We start from the raw sequence: 22,889 nt of genomic DNA, 5'->3' as shown, positions 1-22,889 counted from the left end.
TCAGAGCGGAAGCTCGATTGACGGCTTCGACGGCTCGTCGTCGTGAATCTGCCCGGCGGTGGTGCTGCCGTTCTGGATGCCGTTCATCTTCACTCCCTCACGCAGGGCGTTGGCGGCAATCTGCGTCCTGGTGCCGTAAGCGACTGCGTCCCCTTCGGACAGCGTCCTATACGCGTGTTTGTACGCCTGCCATGCACCCTGGCTGTCCGCGACATAGCTATCCGCGGCATGCAGCTTGGAGGAGTTCAAGAACACCGAGCCGTATGCGAGGTCCGAGGTCGTGCTGTCCATCGACTTGGTGATCTGGCCGAGCAGCGAGGCCATCGCAGGGAACTTACTGCCCAGCCTGCCGATCGCCTCGGTCAGCTGGTTCAGCAGCCGGACGATCTTGCCGGTCACTTCGGCGACCATCAGGGCAACCTCGGCGAGCACTTTCGGGATGGTCACCACGAGCAGCGACTGCAAAGCCTTGGAGATCGCGGCACCGACCAATTCCGCAACTAGATCGCGGATGGTGTTGCGGAACACCCCCACGATCGAGCCGGCGACGAGCGTGGCTTCCGCCATCGAGTCGGCGATCTCGCCGAGGGCGAGGGTGCTGTCGATGACCTGGGAGGCTTTAGCTCGGTAGGCGGTGACCGCGTCCGATTGCCAGTGGACAGTTTTGGCGGTCACTTGATCGGCGAAGTACTCGGCCGCCTCGTACGTGCGTTTCTGCAGGTTTCGCCAGGTGGCCGCGTGTCCCTCGATCTCCTTGGGATCGCCGAGGAGCTTGTCCATCGGTTCGCGCAGGCAATCGAGATGCTCCCATGAGCCAGCCGACGCCCGCCGCGAACACTGCCTGAAACGGGTCCATGATGGCGCCGAGTGCGCTGAGCCCCACCACCGCCATGTTGCCGAAGCCGGCGATCTCGTTGCCGTCTTTGAAGCCGTCCTTCATGCCCATGGCGGCTTCGAGGATGCCGGCGCCCTCATAGCCCTTGGTCTCGGCCTCAGGTGCGATCAGGCTCGGCCGGGTGAACGCCGCGTCGGTCATTGCGTCGCCCTCAGCCGGACAGCCGCGTCGTTGTCGGTGTGCTCGAAGTCATCCGCCATTCCGCGAACCTGATCAGCTAGGCCTCGCAGGCCGTCCACCGCCTTGACGAACGCAGCGATCGCCTCGTCACCGTGCGGATTGATGTAGTGATCGGCGATCAACGCGCCAACGAAGTAGCCGTACGCGCCGCTGTTGATCCGGATGTACGACGCGGCGGCGCGCGCCTCATCGAGCATCCGGCTGGCCTCGTCGACGTCACGCGCGTGCTCGCGCACCTCGGCTGGAGAAATCTCAATGCTCATCAGCGTGTCTCCGGGTCGTCGTCATCGGGTTGGGGATAACGACTGGTGTATGCCTCACTGAGAAAAGCCGCGGTACTGGAGCTCGCCCCGTACATGCTCGTCGTTATCTCACTGACACGCTCGGCAAGCTTTGCCTGGGCGCGACGGGACGTGGTGAGCACGAGACGGGCCAAATCGTCACGGACGAGTCGATCGGACTCCGGGTGGAACACCAGGTCAGCAAGGCCGCCTGCCGAGTTGACGCGCACCGTCACTTCACCATTAGGTGATTGCACCATGACCTCGGCCGCCTCGAGCTCGGCGCTCAACTGCAGCGTTCGCTGTAGCTGCGCGTTGGCGCGCAACTCGAAGGACCGCAAGTCGTCTTCCGGATTCGGTGGCATGAGATACGTCCTCCACGTCCGCGCTCTACGTCAACGGCCTCGTCCCCGGACGCAACGGACATGGCTTCCAGCCAGGCTAGCCGATGGCGGCTGCATGGCCAGCCTCCTGCTCTGTCCACCCTCCCTGCAGGGAAGTCAAGCAGGGGAAACACAGGAGACAGTTCGGGAGACCATTCCCTGACCCGATTGTCGGATCCGCGTAGGCCCGGCGCCAAAAGGCGCGTTCGCCCTGAAACACCCGCAACTGTTCGGCGGACTGTCAATCCATCGCGAAGCTACAGAGGTTCGAATCCTCTACCCGCCACAGGCACGAAGAATCGGCCCCTGAACTGCGATAACGCGGTCAGGGGCCGATCTCATTGTGCGGGCCGGTCGGGTGCGCTCCGGCGGGGCTAGCCGACCGGGCGGCGCGCCGACAGGCGGGATTCCAGCTCGTCGAGGCTGGACAGGAACCAGATGTGTTTGCCCTTGTTGGATTCGCGGACGAGGTCACGGAGGGCGTCGCTGGCGGCGATCTCGGCGGAGATGTCGCCGAGGAGCACCAGACGGACCTGGTAGTTGACGAACTTCTGCATGATCTCGCCGGCGACTCCGCTGCGCAGCCGGAAGAATTGTTCATCCAGGCGGGTGACCGGGAGCGCCACGGTGCCGGCTCGGCTGTAGGTGGCGCCGATCAGGTCGAGGGCGTCCTGGGGGGTGCTGATGGGGGCGCCGGTGTCGGGGCAGAGGAGCACTGACTCGTCGCCGTACTGGATGACTTGCTCTTCCATGGGTGAGCTCCTTTCGGGCGTCATCGTGGCGGACTAGCGGCGCAGGCGCTTGCGAATATCGGCTTTGAGGGTTTCGGGGAGTCCGTCGACCTCGAGGTAGCCGGCGAGCTGGGCGGGATCATGCATCCAGGCGCGGAAGGCGTCAGCGATTGTGACGCCGTGCCCGGGGCGGTCCAGGACGGTGACCTGATCGCCGGCCTGGACGTCGCCCGGGGTGACGACGCGGAAGTAGGTGCCCGGGCGGCTCTCGGCGGCGAACCGTTTCACCCACCGCGGCTCGGCCATTTTCCATTGGAAGGTGGCGCAGGGAATACGGCCGAAGGTGGCCTGCAGGACGAGCGTGTCGCCGATCCGCCACGTCTCACCGATCTCGGCGCCGCAGACGTCGACGTCCACAGTGGTGAGATTCTCGCCGAACATGCCGCCCGGCAATTCTCGGTCGAGCTCCTGTTCCCACCAGTCGTAGTCCTCGCGGGCGTACGCGTAGACGGCCTGGTCGTTGCCCCCGTGATGCGCGATGTCGAAGATCAGGTCTCCGGCGAGGCCGCTCGCCTGGTCGGGTGGCAGCCCTTTCGGGCCGGGTGCGCGTACGGCCACCGGCTGCGTGACCGGCCGTTTGGTGATGCCGGTTCTGCCGATGTTCTTGATGCCGGTGTCTTCCGGCACAGCGAGGTTGACCTGCAGCACACGGCTCATGACGATGCCCCCCATTCCTTCGCGATCCGAGCGAGCGAGTCCGTACGGGTACGCGGGTCGTACACCGCGCCGGCCAGGATCAACTCGGCGGCGCCGGTCCGCACGACCAGTTCGTCGAGTGACGCCACGACGTCGGCGGCGGTGCCGGCGTACTGGGTGCCGGGCAGGAGGCTCAAGTCCACGTCGGACAGGTCGGTCGCGGCCGCCGTCTCGGGCGACACCATCGGACCCAGTCGGCCGGTGCGGAGGCTGCGCGCCATGACACGGCTCGGACCGGCCAGGTATTGCGCTTCCTCAGCCGTGTCGGCGGCGAGCACCGAAGCACTGACCATGAGGTGCGGCTCCGGGTGACGCGCGGACGGCCGGAACCCCGACCGGTAGAGGTGCACCGCCGCGTCCAGGTCGCCACCCATCGAGAAGTGGTACGCGTAACAGAACGGCAGTCCCAGCGCTGCCGCCACCTGAGCCCCGTACGTGGAGGACCCCAACATCCACACTTCGGGGAAGGTCGTGGCCGCGGGCGTCGCGCGCAGGCGGCTGGCCGGCGGTTCGGCGCTGAGCAGGGCGAGCACCATGCGCAGGTGGTCGGGGAACTGTTCGACGGTCAGGTGTGGCGACACTCCGCGCAGGGCGGCGGCCGTGGCCTGGTCGGTGCCCGGCGCCCGACCGATGCCGAGGTCGATACGGCCCGGGTGAAGGGCCTCGAGCAGCGCGAACTGTTCCGCCACCACGAACGGCATGTGGTTGGGCAGCATCACGCCGCCGGAACCCACTCGGATTCGCCGGGTCTGTGCGGCCAGGTGGGCGATCAGCACGGGCGGGGACGTCGAGGCGACCGCCGGCATGTTGTGGTGTTCCGCCACCCAGAACCGCGCATATCCCAGCTCGTCGGCGGCATTCGCCACCTCGGTGGTGCCCCGGAGGGCGTCGGCGCTGTCGTGCCCCTCGCGGACGGTGGCGAGGTCGAGGACAGATAACGGTACGCGGCTCATGTAGCCCGAGGTTAGGCCACGACGCGGACGGCAGTCAGCGGCGGCGCCCCTGTCGCCGGATCGTCTGCACGCCGACGGTGGTGACGGCGAGGGCGACGCCCGGAACGAGCAGCCACACCGGCCACAGGTAGACGTCGTCTTCGACGGTCGCCGCGACCAACGCCCACACCATGAGGTTGACGGCGCCGAGCGCGCCCCAGATCGTCCACAGCACCATCAGCGCCAGCGGCAGCCGGCGGGCGGCCCGCCGCGCCTCGGCGGCCTGCCGGGCTTTCACTTCGGCGGCGCTCAGCCCTGGTTTGGGCAGGTCGGCCACGATCACCAGCAGATCCGCGTACGTCCGGGCGGCGTACGCATCCCGGACCCGCTCGTCGTACTCGGCGAGGGACAGACGACCCTCGTCGAGTGCCGCCTTCAGTTGCTCGGCGATGGCGTGCCGATCGCCATCAGCCGCCCGCAGTGACTCGACCTCGGGTCGCCGCGCGACGTCCTTTGCCATGTAGGCAGGTTAAGGGACGAAGGGCTCAGAGAGCTACGCCGGCGCTCACTCCTCCGAGTCGTCGTGCTCGACCGGGGACTCGGGCAGGATTTCCAGCTTCCAGCGCTCGGTGAACGAGTCGTCCTCGGCCGGCTCCAGGACCGAGCGGAGCTGGACGCCGAAGCCCAGCAGGTCGGCCGCCCGGACGTGGTCGATCGCCTCGTCGAGCGAGGACAGGTAGTGCACGACGAGCGGTTCGGCGGCGGCGACAGCGGTGGGGTCAGCGAGGTCAGACATGACGGCCAGGGTAGCCACCTGCTCGCGGGGACTACCCAGCCAGGGCCTCGCGGAGTTCGCGGGCGGCACGTTCGTCGGCCCGGGCCATGGAACCGGTAGGTACGGCGGCGACCGCCGCGGCCAGCAACAGCACCACGCCCGCGAAGACGAACGCCCAGGGCAGCCCGCCGGGCCGGTCGACGATGACGCCGGCGATGGCGCCGCCGGCAGCGCTGCCGGCGACCGAGACGGTGACCATCCAGGTGTACGCCTCATTCAGCATGGTGGCCGGGGCGATCCGGCTGACCAGGCTGTTCTCGACCGTCAGGGCGGGGGCGATGGTGGCCCCGCCGACGACCAGGGCAGCGCCCAGGGCCAGTGGCGTCGGCATGACCGCCAAGACCAGGAAGCTGAGGGACACGGCCGCCAGGAGCCAGGCGAACTGGCGGGGCAGGGTCATGGCGGGCCGCCGGGTGCCGAACCAGATACCGCCGATGGCGCTGCCCAGCCCCCACACGCCGAGCAGGACGCCGCCCAGAGCCTCGCCACCGCCGTGCTGGGTGGCGTACGCGGGAACGATCACGCCCGCGGCACCGAAGGCGATACCGAGCGAGCTCACACAGACCAGCAGGGCGGGAAACCCGCTGACTTTGAGGGGGCCGAGGCCCCGGGTCGCCTCTGCGGACTCGTGGCGCTGCCAGTGCCGCATGATCGGCAGGAGCGCGATGCCCACCGTGCCGCCCAGGGTCACCACCGCGGCGAAGATCAGCGCAGCCGTGGGGCCGGTGAGGACCATGAACGCCGCCACGAGCATCGGGCCCAGGACGAAGACCAACTCGAACAGGGACGTCTCGGCGGCCATCGCAGCCGGGCGGAGGTCGTGCCGGCCAGAGCCGGGTGCGGTCGCGTCGGTCCAGGCCCGGCGGATGGCGGCGGTCAGCGGCGGGTACGTAGCGCCGGCCAGCGCCGAGGCCGCCATGATCGCGGGAAGGGCGTCGCCGCCGCCACGGCTGGCGAGGATGAGACCGGTCAGCGCCACCGGATGCAGCACGGCCAGGGCCAGCAGCACCGGGGACGGACCGATGCGGTCGGCGATCCGGCCGGCGATCGGGCTGACGGCGGCACCGGCGAGGGCGTACACGCCACCGGCGAGGCCCGCCGCGGCGTAGTAGCCGGTTGCCTGCTGCACCAGCAGGAGCAGGGCCAGCGGGGTCATGCCGATGCCCAGGCGGGCCACGATGCCGACGACGAGGAGAACCTTTCCGCCCGGCATCCGCCACACGCCGAGATATTGACGCAACGCCGTCACGGTCCTGCCGCCTCGCTTTCTCGCACTTCGTGTACGAGCAGCTGGCTCGGCGCCGAGGGACTAGCTCGGGCGCCGAGGGACTCGCACGTGGGTGTACGAGCGACCATAACGGCCCGCAGGGGTCCCGCCGTACCGCGTTGTCATGGACGTCACGCCGCGGATCGGGCGGTTGGTCAGCGGTTCAGCGCGTCGAAGATCGCCTGTGGCGCGAAGCCTGCCGCGATGACCAGGACTGCGGCCACCACGAGGGCCGCGGCGACGGCCCGACTCACGACGGGGCGCGAAGAGACCGCCTCGTCGAGGAGCACCGGGTCAACGACCGCTAGGGACGCGGCGGCCTCAGAAGGAGGCGGGGCGGACTTGGTAGCAGGCGGGGCAGCGGAAGCGACAGCCGGCGCGGCGGAGGACGATGCAGCCGCAGCGGCGGAAGTGAGCGCAGGGGTGGCGTAGAGGAGGGCGCCCACGCGGACGTAGTAGGCCAGGGCGATGACCGCGTTCAGGGCGACTACGCCCGCCAGCCAGCCGTACCCGGACGTGATCAGTGACTCCACGACCGCCACCTTGGCGAACAGGCCGGCCAGGCCCGGCGGCAGACCGGCGAGCCCGGCCAGCGCCAGCACCAGCGCCGCGCCCAGCCACCGGTGGCGGCGGCCCGCACCCCGGTAGTCCTCGAGGTCACCGCCGTCGGAGCCCGGGCCGCGTAGCGCTACGAGCACTCCGAACGCCACGAACTCGAGCAGCACGAAGAAGACCGCGTAGGCGTAGGCGGCTTGGACTCCGGCGGCGCCCGCGGCGAGTGGAGCGATGATGTAGCCCGCCTGCGCGACGGACGACCAGGCCAGCAGCCGGACCATCCGAGTCTGCCGCAGCGCTACGAGGTTGCCGACCGTCATGGTCAGGGCGGCCAGGACTGCCAGCAGCGGCCCGGTGTCCAACCGCTGCACCACCGCCACGAGAGCGAGGACGCCGCCGAGCTTCGAAGCCGTCGACAAGTACGCCGCTACCGGCACCGGGGCGCCGTCGTAGGTGGCGGGCGCCCAGGCGTGCAGCGGGACCGCCGCCACCTTGAAGGCGAAGCCGATCAAGACGAGCGCGGCACCGACCGCGGCCAGGGGTGCGTAGACGCCTGCGCCGGCAACCAGCGCGTCGAGGTGCAGCGCGCCGGTGGCGGCGTACAGCAGGGCCGCGCCGAGCAAGGCGATGGCTGTGGACACCACGCTGACCAGGAAGAACGTGAGTGCTGCTGCGGCTCCTTGCGCAGATTCGCGGACTCGGCGCAGCCCGACCAGGACATAGAGCGGCAGGGTCAGCGTTTCCAGGCCGACGATGAGGGTGATGAGGTCACCCGCGTAGGCGACCACCACGCCGCCCGTCATCGCACAGGTCAGCAGGAAGCTGAATTCCCCCGGCGGCGCGTAGCCGCGGCGTAGTGCCGGCGCCGACAGGGCGAGCACGCCGACGGTCAGACCGGCGAAGAGCACGGTCATCAGCGCGGCGTGCGGGGTGACCGTCCAGGAGCAGAGGTCGTCGCGGCAGAGAGTGCCCGCGAACCGGGCTGGGCCGAGCGGTTCTGAAGCGCGGGCAGAGACGATCGCTGGCACCGCCACTGCCACCACCGCGGTGGCTAGGCCGCCCAGCATGCCGGCGAGCAGGTGGAACCGGCCGAAGGCCAGTTCCACGACGAGGACGAGCAGCGCCGTGCCGGCAGCGGCATAGAGCGGCAGCAGCATGACGTGGTCGACGTCCTGGATCATCGCAGCGCTCCGGTCAGGGCGGCCACCGGGTCGGACGCGGCGGCGAGGATGAGCGCGGGAACCAGGCCGACCACGAGCGTGAGCAGGATCAGCGGGCTCCACGCGAACCATTCCGGGCCGGTCACCGGCGTCAAGCCGGTCACGGCGGGGGTGGCCGGGCCGTGGGTGATCCGGCGCAGGAGCCGCAGGAAGTAGGCCGCGGTCAGTGCGCCGCCGATCGCCGCCACCACCGCGAGGGTGATCCAGAGCGGGCCGCCGCGCTCGACGGCCGCGACCACGGCGAACGCCTCACCCCAGAAGCCGGCCAGGCCGGGCAGGCCGAGAGAGGCGATGGCCGCGAAGCCGAGCAGGCCGGCCAGCCGCGGCGCGGTCTCGCGCAGCCCACCGAGGTCGGCGAGGTCACCGGTGTGCGCGCGGTCCTTGATCGCCCCGGCGAGGAAGAAGAGCAGGCCGGTGATGACGCCGTGCGCCACGTTGCCGATCAGCGCGGCCTGGATGCCGGTCACGGTCAGCGACGCGATGCCGAGCAGGACGAAGCCCATGTGGCCGACGCTGGAGTAGGCGATGAGCCGCTTCAGCTCGGTCTGTCGCAGGCAAATCAGCGACCCGAAGATGATCGCCGCGACGGCCAGGACGCCCAGCACCGGGGCGGCCCACACGGCTCCCTCCGGGGCGACGCCGAGACCGACCCGGATCAGACCGTACGTGCCCATCTTGAGCAGGACGCCGGCGAGGATCACGCTGCCGACCGTGGGCGCTTCGGTGTGCGCGGCGGGCAGCCAGGTGTGCAGCGGCCACAGCGGCGCCTTGACCGCGAACGCGACCGCGAACAGGGCGAACGCCACGCACTGGGTGGTGCGGGAAAGCCCGTAGCCGCCCGCGAGCGCCAGCAGGTCGCCGGTGCCCGCGGCCACGACGACGGTGAAGACGCCGAGCAGGAGCAAAACCGAGCCGAACAGCGTGTAGAGAACGAACTTGCGGGCTGCCCGCCGCCGCCCGGGACCGCCCCAGCCGGCGATGACGGCGTACATGGGCAGCAGGACGACCTCGAAGAACACGAAGAACAACACCAGGTCGAGCGCCAGGAAGGTGCCGAGGATGCCGACTTCGAGCACCAACAACAAAGCCGCGAGGGTACGCCCGGAGCCCCCCGCCGGCACCCTGCTCATCGTGTACGCGCAGCACAGCAGCGTCAGCAGCCCGGTCAACGCGATCAACGGCCACGAGACACCGTCCACACCCAGGTGGAAGTCGATACCCAGCGCGGGCACCCACGGCAGGTCGACCTCGACCCACGGCACCACCGGCGGCAGCTCGGACGGCCCGTACCGGAACCAGCCGAGCTCCCGCGACGACGGAATGACGCCGGGCAGCAGCGTCAACACGAAGGTGACGGCCGCGAAGACGGTGGCGAGGAGCCGGGCGCCGCGGTCGCGGGCTGCGGGCATCAGGGCGACCGCGAGGGCACCCAGCGCGGGGACAGCCAGCGTCGCGAGCAGCACGAGCTGCAGGCCGATCGGCACGTCGGTGGGCGCCATCAGGACGTCGCTCCATAGATCGCGGCAACGACGCCCAGGACCAGCGCGCCGGTGAGGACAGCGGTGGCCGCGCGGGGCAGGGGTGCCCGATGGACGACGTCCAGTACGGCGCCGAGGCGGGTCGTCGTGGTGCCGGTGCCGTCCACCGCAGCGTCGACCACCCGTTCGTCGGCGGTACGCACGGCATCGGCGAGCGCGCGCACCGGCCGTACGATGACACGGTCTTGAATGTCGTCGATCCGGAAGCCGGCGGCGAACAACGGCCGCAACCGGCCCAGAGCGTGCGCGGGGTCCTCGCCGGGACCGGTGTGCCAGAGCCACCAGGCGCTGGTCGCGCCGAGCGCGAGCAGCAGGATCGGCAGCACGATCGAGATTTCCAGGTGCGGATCCTCGAGCTCCAGCGCGGCCCGGAAGCCGGGCAGGAAGGCCGCGAAGCCCAGCAGCACCGACGGAATGCCGAGCAGCAGGATCGGCCAGCGCATATGGCCCGGCGGGTCGTGCGGCGGTGCGGGCGGCACGTGGTGGTACGCGTCGTCGAAGCCCGCCGCCCAGTCCTCGGTCCGCGACCGCGGGTGCCCGAAGAACGTGCGCAGCAGCAGCCGGGTGGCATACCAGGCGGTGAGCGCGACCCCGGCGAGCGCGGCCAGCCACACCACCCAGCCCACCCACGCGGGGGCCGGCCCCTCGCCTTCGGTGGCGTGCGCGGCGGCGACCAGCACGTTCTCCTTGGACCAGAAGCCGGCCAGCGGCGGTACGCCCGCGAGCGCACCCAGCCCGACCACGAACGACCAGAAGGTCACCGGCAAGTGTGTGCGCAGGCCACCCATCCGGGACATCAGGTTGGTGCCGACCGCGTGGATCACCGCACCGGCCGCGAGGAACAGCAACGCCTTGAAGGCGGCGTGGGTCAGCAGGTGGAACAGTGCGGCAGCGGGCGAACCCACGGCGAGCGCGCCGGTCATGTAGCCGATCTGCGAGACCGTGGACCAGGCCAGAACCCGCTTCAGATCATCCTGCGCGGTCGCGGACAGCGCGCCCAGCAGCAGCGTGATCGCGGCGGCCACCCCGAGCACGGCGAGCGCGGCGGGCGACTGCGCGAACAGCGGATAGAGCCGGACCACGACATAGACACCGGCGGCGACCATCGTCGCAGCGTGGATGAGCGCGGAGATCGGCGTCGGGCCGGCCATCGCGTCCGGAAGCCAGGTATGTAGCGGGAACTGGGCACTCTTGCCTGCGACCCCGGCGAGCACCAGCAGCAGGGCAACGGTCGACGTCCCCGTGTGCGCGAGCACATCCGGAATCCGGAAGCTGCCCGCCTCGACGGCCAGCCAGGCGATGCCGAGTAGGAAGCCGACATCGCCGACCCGGGTCACCACGAACGCCTTCACCGCCGCGGCGGGCGCCTCGGGCAGCCGGCGGTCGTGGCCGATCAGCAGATACGAGCAGACACCCATGACCTCCCAGCCGACCAGCAGCAGGATCAGGTCGTCGGCGGAGACCACCAGCAGCATCGCGCCGGTGAACAGGCTGACCTGGGCGGCGTAGGGCGCGTACCGCGGGTCGTCGTGTAGGTAGGACACCGAGTAGATCTGCACGAACAGAGCGACCACGCAGACCGCCACCGCGACGTAGATCGCCGCCGGCCCCAACGACAGGCCGACCGTGACCGGCAGGTTCCCGAAGGTCACCCAGTGCTGGGACACGTCGACCCGGTCCGGCACGGCGATCGCCAACGCGACACTGACCACGAGCGCCGCCGCGGCGCCCGCGATGCCCAGAACGGCGGCACCACGCCGTCGATCCCGGCCACCGTCGCCGGGCGGCAGCAACAGCCCGACCAGACCGGCCAGCAGGGGTACGCCCGCCAGCAGCGGTGTCAGCACCTGAGCGCCGGTCATCGGGCCTCCGCCTCGTGGTGCAGCGCGACCTCGTCCACCTGGACCGCCTTACGCATCCGGTACCACTGCAGCACGATCGCCAGGCCGACACCGACCTCGGCGGCGGCCAGCACGATGACGAACAGCGCGAAGACGCCACCCCGGTGCCCCAGAGCCGCCGCGACGGTGGCATCGGCGGTCACCAGGATCAGGTTGACCGCGTTCAGCATCAGCTCGACCGCCATCAGGACGAGGATCGCGTTGCGGCGGCGCAGGACGCCGTACACGCCGAGGCCGAACAGGATTGCCGCTGTCACGAACGGGATCACCGCGTGCATCAGACCCCTCCCTTCCCCGGCGCGCCGATGTCAGGCGTTTTCGGTGTGCCGATGTCAGGCGTTTTCGGTGCGCCGATGTCAGGGCGGGACAGGATGATGGCGCCGACCAGGGCTGCGAGGAGCAGGATCGAGAGCACTTCGAACGGCAGCACCCAGGTGCCGAAGATCTCGGCGCCCATCCGCTCGGTGGTGCCCGGGGCGGGCAGCGGGTAGACCGTCCAGCGGAACGCGTCAGCGAACAGGGCCGCCAGGCCGAGTCCGACACCGCCGCCGACGACCAGGCCGGGCCACGCCGGGCGATCCAGGTCTTCGGACGGGCCGATCGGCGCCCGGGTCAGCATGACCGCGAAGAGCAGCAGCACGACGACCGCGCCGACGTAGACGAGGACCTGCACCCAGGCGACGAGTTCCGCGCCGAGGACAAGGTAGAGCCCAGCCATCGCACCGAGGCTGACAACCAGGTAGAGCCCGGCCCGCACGATCTGTGCGCTGGTCACGACGAGCGCACCCGCGCCGACGGCGACAGCTCCGAGTGCCAGCAGCAGCGCGTCAGCGACCGTCACTTCTCCGGCTCCGACTCCGCTGCGGCGGGCTTCTGCTCGGGCTCGACCTTTCCGGCCACCGTCGGCTTTTCCGCCGGCTCGGCGTTTTTGGCCGCCGCGGGCGAGGGGGTCGAAGGCGCCGCAGGCGAGGGAGTCAAAGGCGCCGCAGGTGAGGGAGTCGAAGGCGCCGCAGGCTTGGCAGATGCGGCGGTGGGAGCCGCGGGGCGGGCGGGGGCGGTACGGGCGGCGGTGGCTGTGTTCGGGCCGGCGGCTTTGCGGGCGGCGGTGGCCTCTTCCTTGGAGGGCTCGCCGAGCACGTCGTGGGCGGGCGGCGGGGGCACGGTGGGCATCCACTCGCCGAGCCGGTTCTTGTCGTGCAGCAGGTCCAGCACGTCCACCTCCGAGTATTCGAACTCGGGGCTCCAGTGCAGGGCGTCGAACGGGCACACCTCGATGCAGATGCCGCAGTACATGCACAGGGAGAAGTCGATGTCGAACCGGTCGAGCACGTTGCGCTGGCGGGGGCGGGCCGCGCCGGGCACGACGACTTCTTCCTTGTGGGAGTCGATGTAGATGCACCAGTCGGGGCACTCGCGGGCGCAGAGCATGCAGACGGTGCAGTTCTCCTCCAGCAGCGCGATGACACCGCGCGAGCGGGGTGGGAGGTCCGGTTCGACGTCCGGGTACTGCTGGGTGGTGGACCGCTTGGTCATGGTCTTGAGCGTGACGGCGAGCCCGTTGATCAGGCCCTTGCCGGGCGCGGACCGCTCCCCGTGCTCACTCATAACCGCATATCCTGCCCGGTCGGTCGGCCGGAGGCGAGCACACCCCCTCCGAGTCCTTTCAGACATGACCGACTGCACCGCAGCGAAGCAAGGGCCAGGAGGGCTTGTCCCAGTGGCTCCGACTCAACAATTAATTATGAATAGTGATGATCGTCAGTTTGTGGGTGAGCTGTCCGGTTACTGCCGAGAGCGACAGACGCCTTCCACCACATTGGAGGAGAAACTGATGATTCGCACCGCACTCCGGAACCGGGCGGCCGCGACCGCCGCGTTCGCTGCTGCCGGCCTCGGCCTGCTCGGCGTCGTGGCGCAACCGGCCGCAGCGGCGCCCACCGCCGCCCAGGCCTCCCCGTGCGTGCAGAAGATCGCCGTCGTCAACAACGGCGGTTTCGTGCTGAACTTCCAGATCACCACCCGGGACGGGCAGCTGTCGGCGCCGACCGACGACTACCACATCAACGAGTGGCGGCTGGTCGACCTCGTCTCGACAGGCTTCGCCGAGGGGACCGACGTGCGGCCCCTCGCGCATGCCACCGCCGGTGACGACGTCCTCGGCAACGTGTTCGTGTCGTACTGCGCGAACGGGCAGACGGCTACCTACTCCGCCAGCGGCACGACGCTGAACTACAAGGTCACCCTGCTGACCTGAGCGGCCGCACCGGGCGCCCTCCCCCACGGAGAGCGCCCGGCTCGGGTCCTTACTGACAGAGGGCGGTGTCGAGAACCTTGAAGATCGCGGGGTTCCCGGCCTCGGTGCTCGGCTGGGCGGTGACGGCAACGGCTGCCGCCGGGCCACCGTCGACCGCTGCCGCGCGGGTCTCGTAACCGGGAATCGAACCGCCGTGACCCCAGGCGACCTTGCCGCAGCTGAGCTTGAAGCTGATCAGGCCGAGGCCGTAGCCCGCGTCGTCGAAGGAACCCTCGGCGGGGACCGTACGGCGCATTTCGGCGAGCTGGGCCGGCGGCAGCAGCTTGCCGTCGAGCAGGGCGGTGAAGAACTTCCGCAGGTCGGACGGCGTGCCGACCATTTGACCCGCGGCCCAGCCCCAGGACGGGTCGAGGTCGGTGGCGTCGAAGCGGCCCGCACCGAGATCGGTGTAGCCGTGCGGGTGGCGCTCCCGGATGACCTGCTCACCAACCGGCGGGAAATAGGTGTGCCGGAGCCCGGCCTTACGGATGACCCGCTGGGTGATCTCCTCCGCGATCGGCCGGCCGGTGACCTTCTGCACGAGCAGACCCAGGGCCACGTAGTTCGTGTTGCTGTACGCCCACTTGGCACCGGGCGGGAAGTCGGCCGGGTGCGCCAGAGCCAGGTCGATCAGGTCACGCGGCTCGAAGTAGCGAGTGCGCAGGCCGGGGTCCGCAAAGGGCAGATGTTTGACGTAATCGGTCAGGCCGCTGGTGTGCTGCAGCAACTGCCGTACGGTGATCTGCCGTCCGTCGATGCCTTCACCGCGCAGCAGGCCCGGCAGGTAGGTCTCCACCGGCTCGTCCAGGCGGACCTTGTCTTCCGCCACGAGCTGGAGGACGACGACGGCGACGAACGTCTTGGTGTTGCTGCCGATCCGCACTTGACCGTCGGTGGGGACCCGCCGCTGCGTGCCCACCTCGGCGACGCCGGCCGTGAGGTTTCGGCCCTCGATGGAGGCGAGCGCGCCGGGGAAACCGTGCTCGGCGACGACCCGGCGCAGCTCGTCGCGCACCGGGTCCCGGGTGGTGGCACCGGCGGGTGCGACGGCGGACACCAGGACGGCGCAGGTGGTGACGGCGGCTACGGCGGCGTGACGCAACATGTGGGGACTCCTGAGGTCGCGGAAGATCGGGACCTCTGAAGTCTCGCGGGACACAGCGGACGAATCGATGGTGCTGACCGGCCGATGAGAGGGGGGCTATCCCTACCTCAGAGCGCCACCTTGACCGCTGCCGTGAGCACGAGCTGGCCCAGGGCGACCGGCACCAGCACGAGCCAGCACAGCCGTTGCAGCTGGTCCTCGCGCAGCCGGGGAAACGTCACCCGCAGCCAGATGATCACGAAGGACACCGCGAACACCTTGAGCAGCGTCCACAGCCAGCCGAGGTGCTCCGCGGCGGGACCGTGCCAGCCGCCGAGGAAGAGCACAGTGGTCAGCCCGGCGATCACCACGATGCCGACGTACTCGGCGAGCAGGAAGAACGCGAAGCGCAGGCCGGTGTATTCGGTCATGTAGCCGAAGACCAGCTCCGAGTCGGCGATCGGCATGTCGAACGGGGGCCGCCTGATCTCGGCCAGCCCGGAAACGAAGAAGACGAACGCGGCCGGGGCCTGCCACAGCAACCACCACGGCGACCACGCCTCGACGATGCCGGGCAGGCTCAGCGTCCCCGCGGCCATCGCCACGCTGGCCGCGGACAACACCAGCGGCAGCTCGTAACCCAGCAACTGCGCGGCGCCGCGCAGACCGCCGAGCAGGCTGTACTTGTTGGCCGACGCCCACGCCGACATCAGCACCGCCACCACGCCGACGCCCAGCACGGCCAGCACGAAGAACAAACCCACGTCGAGCTGCTGGGCCACCAGTCCGCCGGGCCCGAGCGGAATAGCCAACAACACGATCAGGTACGGGAACAGCGCCACGATCGGCGCCAGCTGGAACACCCGCCGGTCGGCATCTCGCGGCGTGATGTCCTCCTTCTGCACGAACTTGACGCCGTCCGCGACCAGTTGCGCCCAGCCGTGGAAGGCGCCCGCGTACATCGGGCCGAGGCGGCCCTGCATGTGTGCCATGACCTTGTGCTCGGCCTGGCCGACGACGAGCGGCAGGACGAGGAAGGCGGCGGTGACCGCGACGACCCGTACGGCCAGGTCGAGCCAGAGCGGCATCAGCTCTCCTCCCGCGGGGGAGCGGCGGCGGGACGGGCCCGGCGGGCCGGCGGTTCGGGCGGCGGGATCTTGCCCTTCATCGGGCCCCACTCGTTCGGGTCGGGCACGCCCGGTGGACGCATCGGGGCGCGCTTGGCCGTCCCGGCTTCGGACTCCCCCGGCTCCTTGGCGCCCGGCCAGGCCTTCGCGACCCGGGAGGCGAGCACGAACTCCTTGCGGAGCGGGTGCCCCTCGAACTCCGGCGGCAGCAGCAGTGGGCGCAGGTCGGGATGCCGGGTGAAGCCGATCCCGAACATCTCGTGGGTCTCCCGCTCGTGCCAGGCAGCGCCCGGGAAGAGGTCCACCACCGATTCCACCACCGGCTCGTCCTTGGGCACCTTCGCCCGGATGAGTACGCCGTGTCTGCGCCGGGTCGACCAGAGATGCGCGACGACGGCGAAGCCCTCGTCCAGCTCGTCCACCGCCGACAGCCAGTCGAAGAAGTCACAGCCGAGCGCGCCGGGATCGCGAACCGCGGCGATGGCCGACCACCACAGGGCCGCCGGGACGTCGACGACCGCACGCTCGTGGCCCGGTCCCCCACCGGAGACACTCGCGGTGAGCGTCTCGGGATCCACGGGGGTATCGGCATCGGCGGCGGTCAGCAGTGCGACGAGCCGCTCGCCGACCTCTTCGGGGGTCATGCCGCCATCCTATGATCCGGCCCGGTATGCCGAGGCGGCGAGACAGGCCGGGCTCAGGCGAGGCCGGGCAGGCGGTCGTTGCGGAACAGGTCGACGAAGTCCTGGTGGTCTTCGCGGGCCTGGTCGCCGTACTTGTGGGCGAACTCGACCAGGACCTGCACGAACCCGGCCTCGTCGCGGTCGACGGCGGCCACGATGGCTTCTTCGGTGGAGAAGTCGACGAGATCGTGGCTGGACTCGTCGTCGGCCACCGAGTGCATCCGGGCCACCGCGCGGCCCAGGTCGGCCAGCACGCCGGTCAGCTGGTCGGGCTCGTTGACGTCGGACCAGTCCAGATCGTTCGCGTACGGCGACACTTCGGCAACCAGCTGCCCCACGCCGGCCAGCTCGGTGTAGCCCAGCCACGGGTCGGCGTGCGCCTGCAGCGCGCGCTGCGACTCGGCGGTCCGGTGTCCCTGGTGGCGGAAGTAGCCGCGGACCCGCTCGTCGTCGATCCAGCGCGCCACGGCCGGAACCTGTGCCTGCTTCATGTAGATGATGACGTCGTTCTCCAGCGCCTGGGTGTGGCCCTCCAGCAGCATGTTGTAGGACGGGAGGCCGGCCGAGCCGATGCCGACGCCCTTGCGCAGCTTGATGTCCTTGATGGTGGTCGAGATGCCGTCCCCGTGCGACGGCAGCGTGCCGAGGTAGTGGTGGAACGCCTCGGTCACCGTGGCGGCCGTCTTCTCGTCCACCTCGTAGACGCCGTCGCCGACCGAGAACCGGCGTTCGTAGTCGTCGATCGTGGTCTGCCCGGCGAGCAGATCCACCCGGGTGTTGAGGCGGGCGTCCTGCAGCACCCGGCGCAGCACGCCGGTGGCGTTGTCGAGGGTGATCGACCCGATCGCGTCGTCGCCGCCGACGGCGATGGCCCGCAGCTCGGTCAGGTAGGCCTGGGCGAACGTGGTGACCAGTGCGGTGATGTCGTCGTCGGAGAGCGCCTTGCTGTAGCCGATCAGGGCCACGCTGGCGCAGAACCGCTTGAGGTCCCAGATGAACGGCCCGACGTAGGCCTCGTCGAAGTCGTTGACGTTGAAGACGAGCTGGCCCGAGGAGTTCATGTAGGTGCCGAAGTTCTCGGCGTGCAGGTCACCGTGGATCCACACCCGGCTGGTCTGCTCGTCCAGGTAGCGGTCGTCGGCGTAACCGCCGGTCATGTCGGCGTAGAAGAGGGAGGCACTGCCGCGGTAGAAGGCGAACGGCGTAGCCGCCATCTTGCGGAACTTGCGCCGAAACGCCCCCGGGTCGATCGCCATCAACGTGCCGAATTCCCTGGTCAGCACGTCGATGATGAAGTCTGACCGCGGTTGATCACCCATGACTCCGCAGCGTAGACCGCGCGGGCCGGGCCTGTCAGTCAGGCGGGCGGTCGGACCACCGCGGCGGTGAGCGACGCGGCATCCCGGGCCTGGGCAGCAACCTCCGGCGGGCCGGGTACGAGGGCGTCGCCCGTACGCAAAGGATCGGGCCGGGACACACCACCCAGGCCGGACTGCTCGGCGGCGATCTTCTCCTGCAGGCGCAGGATGCCGTGCAGCAGTGCCTCCGGCCGGGGCGGGCAGCCCGGCACGTAGACGTCGACCGGGATGAGCTGGTCGACGCCCTTGGTCACCGAGTACGAGTCCCAGTACGGCCCGCCGCAGTTGGAGCAGGAGCCGAACGAGATGACGTACTTCGGCTCGGGCATCTGGTCGTAGAGCCGCTTGATCGCCGGGGCCATCTTGTCGGTGACCGTGCCGGAGACCACCATCAGGTCGGCCTGGCGCGGGCCGTGCGCGAACGGGATCACGCCCATCCGCATGAAGTCGTGCCGGCTCATGCTGGTCGCGATGAACTCGATCGCGCAGCAGGCCAGGCCGAAGTTGAAGACCCACAGCGAGTAGCGGCGCCCCCAGTTCAGCACGAACTTGATGGGCTCCCCGAGCACTCCTGGCAGACCGGCCACGTCGCTCAACCTACCTGCCGACCGCGTCAGAGCAGCAGTCCGACCCCGCCCCGCCGCGGGTCGCCCGCCGCACCGCCGACGCCGACCGCCGTGACGCCACCGAAGTAGTGGTCGATCTCCGGCCATTCCTGGATCCGCCAGCCCGCCTCGGCCAGTGCCGCCAGCTCGTCGCGCGGGCAGCCCGGCTCGGCGTGCACCGTGTCGTCCACCACGTGAAAACGGCCCCGCGCGATCGCAGAAGGCATGTCCAAACCGTCCACCAGCACGCCGATCAGCGTGTCGATCAGCGCGGTGCGAATCCGGGACGCCCCGGCCGACCCGGCCGCCACGGCCAGCGCCCCGGTCTCGTCGATGACCACGAGCGGGCACATGTTCGACGACATCCGCCGACCGGGCGCCAGGTCGTCGGTGATCAGCTCGCCCTCGCCCAGCATCGAGTTGAGGTTGATGCCCAGCTCGGGCAGCCACACCGCCGCGCCCAACCCCAACGTCGTCGTGATCACGCAGGCGTTGCCCGCCTGGTCCACCACCGAGACGTTGGTGGTGTCGCCGATCTTCTGCCGTCCCCGATCCCGCAGTGCCGCGGCCAGGGTCACCGCCCGCTCCGGCCGGGGCAGCGCGGCCAACGCGGCGGGCAGGGCTGCGATCGTGTCCACCGTACGGTTCAAGTCGTGCCGGGCCCGCACCCGGTACGGTCCCAGCGCCGCGTGGTCGACCGGCGTCTCCAGCACCCGGTAGTCGGCGAGATCCTGTGGCCCCAACGCGCCGCCGGCCGCCCGCACGGTGTCGACCATCAGGGCCGCGTACGCGCCGGTGTAGAACAGGTCCGGACCCTCCACGGCCAGCTTCTCGAAGGCCGTCGACAGCCCGGGGTGGAACAGTCGGTCGCCGCCACCCAGCAGGCGCCCACCGGGTGCGTAGATCGCGGCGCCGTCGCCATATGCCAGGGCCGGAGCACAGGCCGCCAGCGTCCGCGCATGCGCCTCCGGCATCGTCACGCCCGCCACCGCCACCTCGTACGCGGGCGCCACCAGCTCGTCCCACGCCAGCCGACCCCACCGCCGGTGCACTTCGCCGCAGCCGGCCGGCACGCCGGGAACCGCGACACTCGCGCCGCTGATCGAGTAGACCTGCGGGACCCCGCCGAAGAACACGTCGACCGCCACCATCGGCCCCGGCAGCAGGTCGCCGTCCGTGCCGGGCACGGCGGTGAAGAAGTCCAGGCAGGTCACCTCGCCGGAGGCGGCGTCGAAGTACGTCGCGAAGCCTCCGCCGCCCAGTCCGGTGTAGACCGTCTCGCTGGCGCACGCGGCGAACACGGCAGCCACCGCGGCATCGGCCGCCGTACCCCCGGCCCGCAGGATCCGCAGCCCCGCCTCGGCCGTCGCCGGATGGCTGGCGGCGACCCCGGGCGCGACCCGGTGCGTCCATGTCGTCATCGGCGAAGCGTAGGCGAGATTCAGCCGTGGTCGACGGACGGAAACCACCCGGCACGGGCGATATCCACCCGGTCACCCTTCAGGGGTACGCCCTCGCTCAGCAACCGCTGCCGGGCCTCCTGCTCATGCCCCGGCGGCATCCGGCCGGCACTGTTGACCACCCGGTGCCACGGCACTCCGCCGCCGTGTCGGGCCATGATCGTGCCCACCTGACGGGCCGAGTTGCGCCCGGACACCTCGGCGAGGGCGTCAGCCACCGCGCCGTACGACATCACGCGGCCCTCGGGGATGCTCTCCACGAGCCGCAGCACCTCTTCGACGTACTCCTGCGGGGTCACCGTCGCCACGATATGGGATACCGGCCGGGCGCCGCCGCCGGCGACCAGCAGAATGGTGCAGGTGCGCGAAGAGGTGACCAGTGCCCGCCGCGTCGTGGTGAAGGTGGGTTCCTCCTCGCTGACCACGGCCGCCGGCGGCATCGACGATCAACGCGTCGACGCCCTGGTCGACGTGCTCGGCCGGCATGCCGCCCAGGGCCGCGAAGTGGTGCTCGTCTCCAGCGGCGCCATCGCCGCCGGGTTGGCCCCGCTCAACCTGCGCCGGCGTCCCCGCGACCTGGCGACCCAGCAGGCTGCCGCCTCGGTGGGCCAGGGCCTGCTGATCGCCCGATACGCGGCCGGACTCGCCCGGCACGGCCGTACGGTCGGGCAGGTGTTGCTCACCGTCGACGACGTGACCCGGCGGGCGCACTACCGCAACGCGTACCGGACGTTACGCAAGCTGCTCGACCTCGGGGCGCTGCCGATCGTGAACGAGAATGACACGGTCGCCACCGACGAGATCCGCTTCGGTGACAACGACCGGCTCGCCGCTCTGGTCGCCGCGCTCGTCCAGGCCGACCTGCTGGTCCTGCTCTCCGACGTGGACGCCCTCTACACCGGTGACCCGGCCGACCCGGCGTCGCGCCGCATCGATGTCGTCCGGGGCGACGCCGATCTGGTCGGGGTCGAGACCGGCTCGGCGGGCAAGGCGGGTGTCGGCACCGGTGGCATGGTCACCAAGGTCGAGGCTGCGCGCATAGCCACCGGCTTCGGCATCCCGGTCGTGTTGACGGCGGCCCCGCAGGCCGGAGCGGCCCTGGACGGCGACACCGTCGGCACGTTCTTCCACGCGGCGCAGACCCGGCCCGCGGCCCGGCTGTTCTGGCTGGCGCACGCCACCACCCCGCGCGGCCGCCTGCACCTGGATCCGGGCGCGGTCGCCGCGGTGGTGACCCGCCGCAAATCGCTGCTGCCCGCCGGCATCACTTCCGTCGACGGCTCGTTCTCTGCCGGCGACCCGGTCGACCTGGTCGACGCCGGATCCGGCGACCCGGTCGCCCGCGGCCTGGTGAACTACGACGCGGTCGAACTGCCCGCGCTGCTCGGCCGGTCCACGCCGGAGCTGGCCGCGGCGCTCGGGCCGGGATATGAACGAGAGGTCGTCCACCGCGACGACCTGGTCCTTCTGTAGAACTGGTCCTCTTTCCGTAGAACTGGGAGCCACCATGACCGTGCGTCAGCAGGCCGCCGAAGCCCGGGTCGCCGCGATCGACCTTGCCGCCGCCACCCGCGCGGAGAAGGACGCCGCACTGCTGCTGATGGCCGACCGGCTCGTCGAGCGCTCGGCCGACATCGTCACCGCAAACGCCGTCGACGTGGACAACGCCCGGACGGGCGGCCAGTCCGAAGCGATGATCGACCGTCTGACGCTCACCGCGGAGCGGGTCTCCGCGATGGCCGACGGTCTGCGCCAGCTCGCCGCTCTGCCGGACCCGGTCGGCGACGTCGTCCGCGGCTCGACGCTGGCGAACGGGCTGGAGCTGCGCCAGGTCCGGGTGCCGTTCGGCGTGGTCGGGATCGTCTACGAGGGCCGCCCGAACGTGACCGTGGACGCGGCCGGCATCTGTTTGAAGTCGGGCAACGCCGCCCTGCTGCGCGGCTCCGGCTCGGCGATGAGCTCGAACGCCGCCATCGTGTCGGTGCTGCGCAAGGCGGTCGGCGACGCGGGCCTGCCCGCCAACGCGGTGCAATTGCTCGACGCGACGACCCGCGACTCGGTGAAGGAGCTGATGCAGGCCCGCGGCCTGGTCGACGTGCTCATTCCGCGCGGCGGCGCCGCACTCATCAAGACCGTGGTCGAGGAATCCACCGTCCCGGTCATCGAGACCGGCGTCGGCAACTGCCACGTGTACGTGGACGAGGACGCCGATCTGGAGAAAGCCCTCGGCATCGTCATCAACTCGAAGACCCAGCGCCTGTCGACCTGCAACACGGCCGAGTCGCTGCTGATCCACTCGGCCCTGTCCGAAACGTTCCTGCCGCTCGTCGTCGAGGAGCTGATCAACGCGGGCGTCACCATTCACGGCGACCCCCGGGTGGCCGGCTTCGACGGCGTGGTCCCGGCCACCGAAGACGACTGGGGCCGCGAATACCTCTCGGCCGACATCTCGGTCGGGGTCGTCGACTCGCTCGACGACGCCCTGGACCACATCCGCCGCCACGGCACCGGCCACACCGAAGCCATCGTCACCGAGAGCACGACGGCCGCCCGCCGCTTCGCCAACCGGGTCGACGCGGCAGCCGTGATGATCAACGCCTCGACCCGGTTCACCGACGGCGGCGAATTCGGCTTCGGCGCCGAGATCGGCATCAGTACGCAGAAGCTGCACGCCCGTGGCCCGATGGGCCTACCCGAACTGACCTCCACCAAGTACATCGTCACCGGCAACGGACACACCCGCTGACAGCCGCTCAGCTGCTCCGGACGACGACCTTCCGTTCGACCGGGTCACCGTGGGCTACG

Annotated in this window: 25 protein-coding genes; 3 read left to right on the top strand and 22 right to left on the bottom strand. The window is 70.3% G+C overall.

Annotated elements, in window-relative coordinates; translation table 11 throughout:
• From ACIA1L_RS08310 to ACIA1L_RS08240, 15 genes are all read right to left on the bottom strand, one after another.
• Nucleotides 1–780: a hypothetical protein gene (locus ACIA1L_RS08310; RefSeq protein ID WP_396071902.1), complete on the bottom strand. Its 780-nt coding sequence runs from the start codon at nucleotides 778–780 to the stop codon at nucleotides 1–3.
• A 252-nt stretch (nucleotides 781–1,032) separates the two neighbouring features.
• A complete protein-coding gene (locus ACIA1L_RS08305; protein ID WP_396071901.1) occupies nucleotides 1,033–1,338 on the bottom strand; it encodes a type VII secretion target in 306 nt (101 codons plus the stop codon).
• Entirely contained in the window at nucleotides 1,338–1,721 is a 384-nt protein-coding gene (locus ACIA1L_RS08300) for a YbaB/EbfC family nucleoid-associated protein (RefSeq protein WP_396071900.1), read from the bottom strand. Before ACIA1L_RS08300 ends, ACIA1L_RS08305 begins: the two co-directional genes overlap by 1 nt.
• A 392-nt stretch (nucleotides 1,722–2,113) precedes the next feature.
• Entirely contained in the window at nucleotides 2,114–2,491 is a 378-nt protein-coding gene (locus tag ACIA1L_RS08295) for a DUF4180 domain-containing protein (RefSeq protein ID WP_396071899.1), read from the bottom strand.
• Nucleotides 2,492–2,524: 33 nt separating this feature from the next.
• Entirely contained in the window at nucleotides 2,525–3,187 is a 663-nt protein-coding gene (locus ACIA1L_RS08290; protein ID WP_396071897.1) for an MOSC domain-containing protein, read from the bottom strand.
• Entirely contained in the window at nucleotides 3,184–4,179 is a 996-nt protein-coding gene (locus tag ACIA1L_RS08285) for an LLM class flavin-dependent oxidoreductase (RefSeq protein WP_396071896.1), read from the bottom strand. The genes ACIA1L_RS08290 and ACIA1L_RS08285 overlap by 4 nt, the downstream gene beginning before the upstream one ends.
• A gap of 34 nt (nucleotides 4,180–4,213) precedes the next feature.
• Complete coding sequence (locus tag ACIA1L_RS08280) at nucleotides 4,214–4,678, bottom strand: DUF1707 domain-containing protein (RefSeq protein WP_396071895.1); 465 nt, start codon at nucleotides 4,676–4,678, stop codon at nucleotides 4,214–4,216.
• Nucleotides 4,679–4,723: 45 nt separating this feature from the next.
• Nucleotides 4,724–4,954 carry a hypothetical protein gene (locus ACIA1L_RS08275; RefSeq protein WP_396071894.1) on the bottom strand — a complete coding sequence of 77 codons (231 nt, stop codon included), beginning with the start codon at nucleotides 4,952–4,954 and terminating at the stop codon, nucleotides 4,724–4,726.
• 31 nt (nucleotides 4,955–4,985) lie between these two features.
• Entirely contained in the window at nucleotides 4,986–6,242 is a 1,257-nt protein-coding gene (locus tag ACIA1L_RS08270) for an MFS transporter (protein WP_396071893.1), read from the bottom strand.
• Between the two features lie 173 nt (nucleotides 6,243–6,415).
• Complete coding sequence (locus ACIA1L_RS08265; RefSeq protein ID WP_396071891.1) at nucleotides 6,416–7,996, bottom strand: NADH-quinone oxidoreductase subunit N; 1,581 nt, start codon at nucleotides 7,994–7,996, stop codon at nucleotides 6,416–6,418.
• On the bottom strand, nucleotides 7,993–9,534 hold the full coding sequence (locus tag ACIA1L_RS08260; protein ID WP_396071890.1) for a NuoM family protein: 1,542 nt from the start codon (nucleotides 9,532–9,534) through the stop codon (nucleotides 7,993–7,995). Before ACIA1L_RS08260 ends, ACIA1L_RS08265 begins: the two co-directional genes overlap by 4 nt.
• Nucleotides 9,534–11,435: an NADH-quinone oxidoreductase subunit L gene (locus tag ACIA1L_RS08255; protein WP_396071888.1), complete on the bottom strand. Its 1,902-nt coding sequence runs from the start codon at nucleotides 11,433–11,435 to the stop codon at nucleotides 9,534–9,536. The genes ACIA1L_RS08260 and ACIA1L_RS08255 overlap by 1 nt, the downstream gene beginning before the upstream one ends.
• Complete coding sequence (gene nuoK / locus ACIA1L_RS08250; protein ID WP_396071887.1) at nucleotides 11,432–11,752, bottom strand: NADH-quinone oxidoreductase subunit NuoK; 321 nt, start codon at nucleotides 11,750–11,752, stop codon at nucleotides 11,432–11,434. Before nuoK ends, ACIA1L_RS08255 begins: the two co-directional genes overlap by 4 nt.
• The gene (locus ACIA1L_RS08245; protein WP_396071885.1) at nucleotides 11,752–12,315 is read right to left on the bottom strand and encodes an NADH-quinone oxidoreductase subunit J; all 564 of its coding nucleotides are present in this window, start codon (nucleotides 12,313–12,315) and stop codon (nucleotides 11,752–11,754) included. The genes nuoK and ACIA1L_RS08245 overlap by 1 nt, the downstream gene beginning before the upstream one ends.
• Nucleotides 12,312–13,079, bottom strand: coding sequence for a 4Fe-4S binding protein (locus tag ACIA1L_RS08240; protein ID WP_396071884.1), 768 nt, complete (start codon nucleotides 13,077–13,079; stop codon nucleotides 12,312–12,314). Before ACIA1L_RS08240 ends, ACIA1L_RS08245 begins: the two co-directional genes overlap by 4 nt.
• Before the next feature lie 226 nt (nucleotides 13,080–13,305).
• Between ACIA1L_RS08240 and ACIA1L_RS08235 the strand changes: the two genes are divergently transcribed.
• Nucleotides 13,306–13,728 carry a hypothetical protein gene (locus tag ACIA1L_RS08235; RefSeq protein ID WP_396071883.1) on the top strand — a complete coding sequence of 141 codons (423 nt, stop codon included), beginning with the start codon at nucleotides 13,306–13,308 and terminating at the stop codon, nucleotides 13,726–13,728.
• Nucleotides 13,729–13,777: 49 nt separating this feature from the next.
• Here ACIA1L_RS08235 and ACIA1L_RS08230 read toward each other — a convergent pair whose 3' ends face one another.
• The 7 genes from ACIA1L_RS08230 to ACIA1L_RS08200 form a co-directional block, all read right to left on the bottom strand.
• Nucleotides 13,778–14,872 (bottom strand): serine hydrolase domain-containing protein, encoded by a 1,095-nt coding sequence (locus ACIA1L_RS08230; RefSeq protein WP_396071882.1) that lies wholly within the window; start codon nucleotides 14,870–14,872, stop codon nucleotides 13,778–13,780.
• A 107-nt stretch (nucleotides 14,873–14,979) separates the two neighbouring features.
• On the bottom strand, nucleotides 14,980–15,939 hold the full coding sequence (locus ACIA1L_RS08225) for an NADH-quinone oxidoreductase subunit H (protein WP_396071881.1): 960 nt from the start codon (nucleotides 15,937–15,939) through the stop codon (nucleotides 14,980–14,982).
• On the bottom strand, nucleotides 15,939–16,622 hold the full coding sequence (locus ACIA1L_RS08220; RefSeq protein ID WP_396071880.1) for an NADH-quinone oxidoreductase subunit C: 684 nt from the start codon (nucleotides 16,620–16,622) through the stop codon (nucleotides 15,939–15,941). The genes ACIA1L_RS08225 and ACIA1L_RS08220 overlap by 1 nt, the downstream gene beginning before the upstream one ends.
• Nucleotides 16,623–16,675: 53 nt before the next feature.
• Entirely contained in the window at nucleotides 16,676–17,980 is a 1,305-nt protein-coding gene (locus ACIA1L_RS08215) for a DUF2252 domain-containing protein (RefSeq protein WP_396071879.1), read from the bottom strand.
• 38 nt (nucleotides 17,981–18,018) lie between these two features.
• Nucleotides 18,019–18,606, bottom strand: a complete 588-nt coding sequence (locus tag ACIA1L_RS08210; protein ID WP_396071878.1) for an NADH-quinone oxidoreductase subunit B — start codon at nucleotides 18,604–18,606, stop codon at nucleotides 18,019–18,021.
• Nucleotides 18,607–18,632: 26 nt separating this feature from the next.
• The gene (locus ACIA1L_RS08205; protein ID WP_396071877.1) at nucleotides 18,633–20,045 is read right to left on the bottom strand and encodes a gamma-glutamyltransferase; all 1,413 of its coding nucleotides are present in this window, start codon (nucleotides 20,043–20,045) and stop codon (nucleotides 18,633–18,635) included.
• 20 nt (nucleotides 20,046–20,065) lie between these two features.
• Entirely contained in the window at nucleotides 20,066–20,383 is a 318-nt protein-coding gene (locus ACIA1L_RS08200) for an MGMT family protein (RefSeq protein WP_396071875.1), read from the bottom strand.
• A gap of 61 nt (nucleotides 20,384–20,444) precedes the next feature.
• On the opposite strand from ACIA1L_RS08200, the gene proB reads away from it, so the two are divergent.
• Together proB and ACIA1L_RS08190 are read left to right on the top strand one after the other, a co-directional pair.
• Nucleotides 20,445–21,557 carry a glutamate 5-kinase gene (proB, locus tag ACIA1L_RS08195; protein WP_396071873.1) on the top strand — a complete coding sequence of 371 codons (1,113 nt, stop codon included), beginning with the start codon at nucleotides 20,445–20,447 and terminating at the stop codon, nucleotides 21,555–21,557.
• Complete coding sequence (locus ACIA1L_RS08190) at nucleotides 21,514–22,830, top strand: glutamate-5-semialdehyde dehydrogenase (RefSeq protein ID WP_396071872.1); 1,317 nt, start codon at nucleotides 21,514–21,516, stop codon at nucleotides 22,828–22,830. The genes proB and ACIA1L_RS08190 overlap by 44 nt, the downstream gene beginning before the upstream one ends.
• Nucleotides 22,831–22,889: the final 59 nt, after the last annotated feature.

It is taken from the genome of Actinoplanes sp. NPDC051859 (assembly GCF_044452725.1).
In the GTDB taxonomy this organism is placed as follows: Bacteria; Actinomycetota; Actinomycetes; order Mycobacteriales; family Micromonosporaceae; genus Actinoplanes.
Note: the sequence above shows the minus strand (reverse complement) of the source record. Positions and strands in the feature narration are given on the sequence as shown.

Excerpts from the sequence above, each read along its gene's own strand:
- ACIA1L_RS08310 (WP_396071902.1), bottom strand. The coding sequence starts at position 780 with ATGGACAAGCTCCTCGGCGATCCCAAGGAGATCGAGGGACACGCGGCC.
- ACIA1L_RS08305 (WP_396071901.1), bottom strand. The coding sequence starts at position 1,338 with ATGAGCATTGAGATTTCTCCAGCCGAGGTGCGCGAGCACGCGCGTGAC.
- ACIA1L_RS08300 (WP_396071900.1), bottom strand. The coding sequence starts at position 1,721 with ATGCCACCGAATCCGGAAGACGACTTGCGGTCCTTCGAGTTGCGCGCC.
- ACIA1L_RS08295 (WP_396071899.1), bottom strand. The coding sequence starts at position 2,491 with ATGGAAGAGCAAGTCATCCAGTACGGCGACGAGTCAGTGCTCCTCTGC.
- ACIA1L_RS08290 (WP_396071897.1), bottom strand. The coding sequence starts at position 3,187 with ATGAGCCGTGTGCTGCAGGTCAACCTCGCTGTGCCGGAAGACACCGGC.
- ACIA1L_RS08285 (WP_396071896.1), bottom strand. The coding sequence starts at position 4,179 with ATGAGCCGCGTACCGTTATCTGTCCTCGACCTCGCCACCGTCCGCGAG.
- ACIA1L_RS08280 (WP_396071895.1), bottom strand. The coding sequence starts at position 4,678 with ATGGCAAAGGACGTCGCGCGGCGACCCGAGGTCGAGTCACTGCGGGCG.
- ACIA1L_RS08275 (WP_396071894.1), bottom strand. The coding sequence starts at position 4,954 with ATGTCTGACCTCGCTGACCCCACCGCTGTCGCCGCCGCCGAACCGCTC.
- ACIA1L_RS08265 (WP_396071891.1), bottom strand. The coding sequence starts at position 7,996 with ATGATCCAGGACGTCGACCACGTCATGCTGCTGCCGCTCTATGCCGCT.
- ACIA1L_RS08260 (WP_396071890.1), bottom strand. The coding sequence starts at position 9,534 with ATGGCGCCCACCGACGTGCCGATCGGCCTGCAGCTCGTGCTGCTCGCG.
- ACIA1L_RS08255 (WP_396071888.1), bottom strand. The coding sequence starts at position 11,435 with ATGACCGGCGCTCAGGTGCTGACACCGCTGCTGGCGGGCGTACCCCTG.
- nuoK (WP_396071887.1), bottom strand. The coding sequence starts at position 11,752 with ATGCACGCGGTGATCCCGTTCGTGACAGCGGCAATCCTGTTCGGCCTC.
- ACIA1L_RS08240 (WP_396071884.1), bottom strand. The coding sequence starts at position 13,079 with ATGAGTGAGCACGGGGAGCGGTCCGCGCCCGGCAAGGGCCTGATCAAC.
- ACIA1L_RS08235 (WP_396071883.1), top strand. The coding sequence starts at position 13,306 with ATGATTCGCACCGCACTCCGGAACCGGGCGGCCGCGACCGCCGCGTTC.
- ACIA1L_RS08230 (WP_396071882.1), bottom strand. The coding sequence starts at position 14,872 with ATGTTGCGTCACGCCGCCGTAGCCGCCGTCACCACCTGCGCCGTCCTG.
- ACIA1L_RS08225 (WP_396071881.1), bottom strand. The coding sequence starts at position 15,939 with ATGCCGCTCTGGCTCGACCTGGCCGTACGGGTCGTCGCGGTCACCGCC.
- ACIA1L_RS08220 (WP_396071880.1), bottom strand. The coding sequence starts at position 16,622 with ATGACCCCCGAAGAGGTCGGCGAGCGGCTCGTCGCACTGCTGACCGCC.
- ACIA1L_RS08215 (WP_396071879.1), bottom strand. The coding sequence starts at position 17,980 with ATGGGTGATCAACCGCGGTCAGACTTCATCATCGACGTGCTGACCAGG.
- ACIA1L_RS08205 (WP_396071877.1), bottom strand. The coding sequence starts at position 20,045 with ATGACGACATGGACGCACCGGGTCGCGCCCGGGGTCGCCGCCAGCCAT.
- ACIA1L_RS08190 (WP_396071872.1), top strand. The coding sequence starts at position 21,514 with ATGAACGAGAGGTCGTCCACCGCGACGACCTGGTCCTTCTGTAGAACT.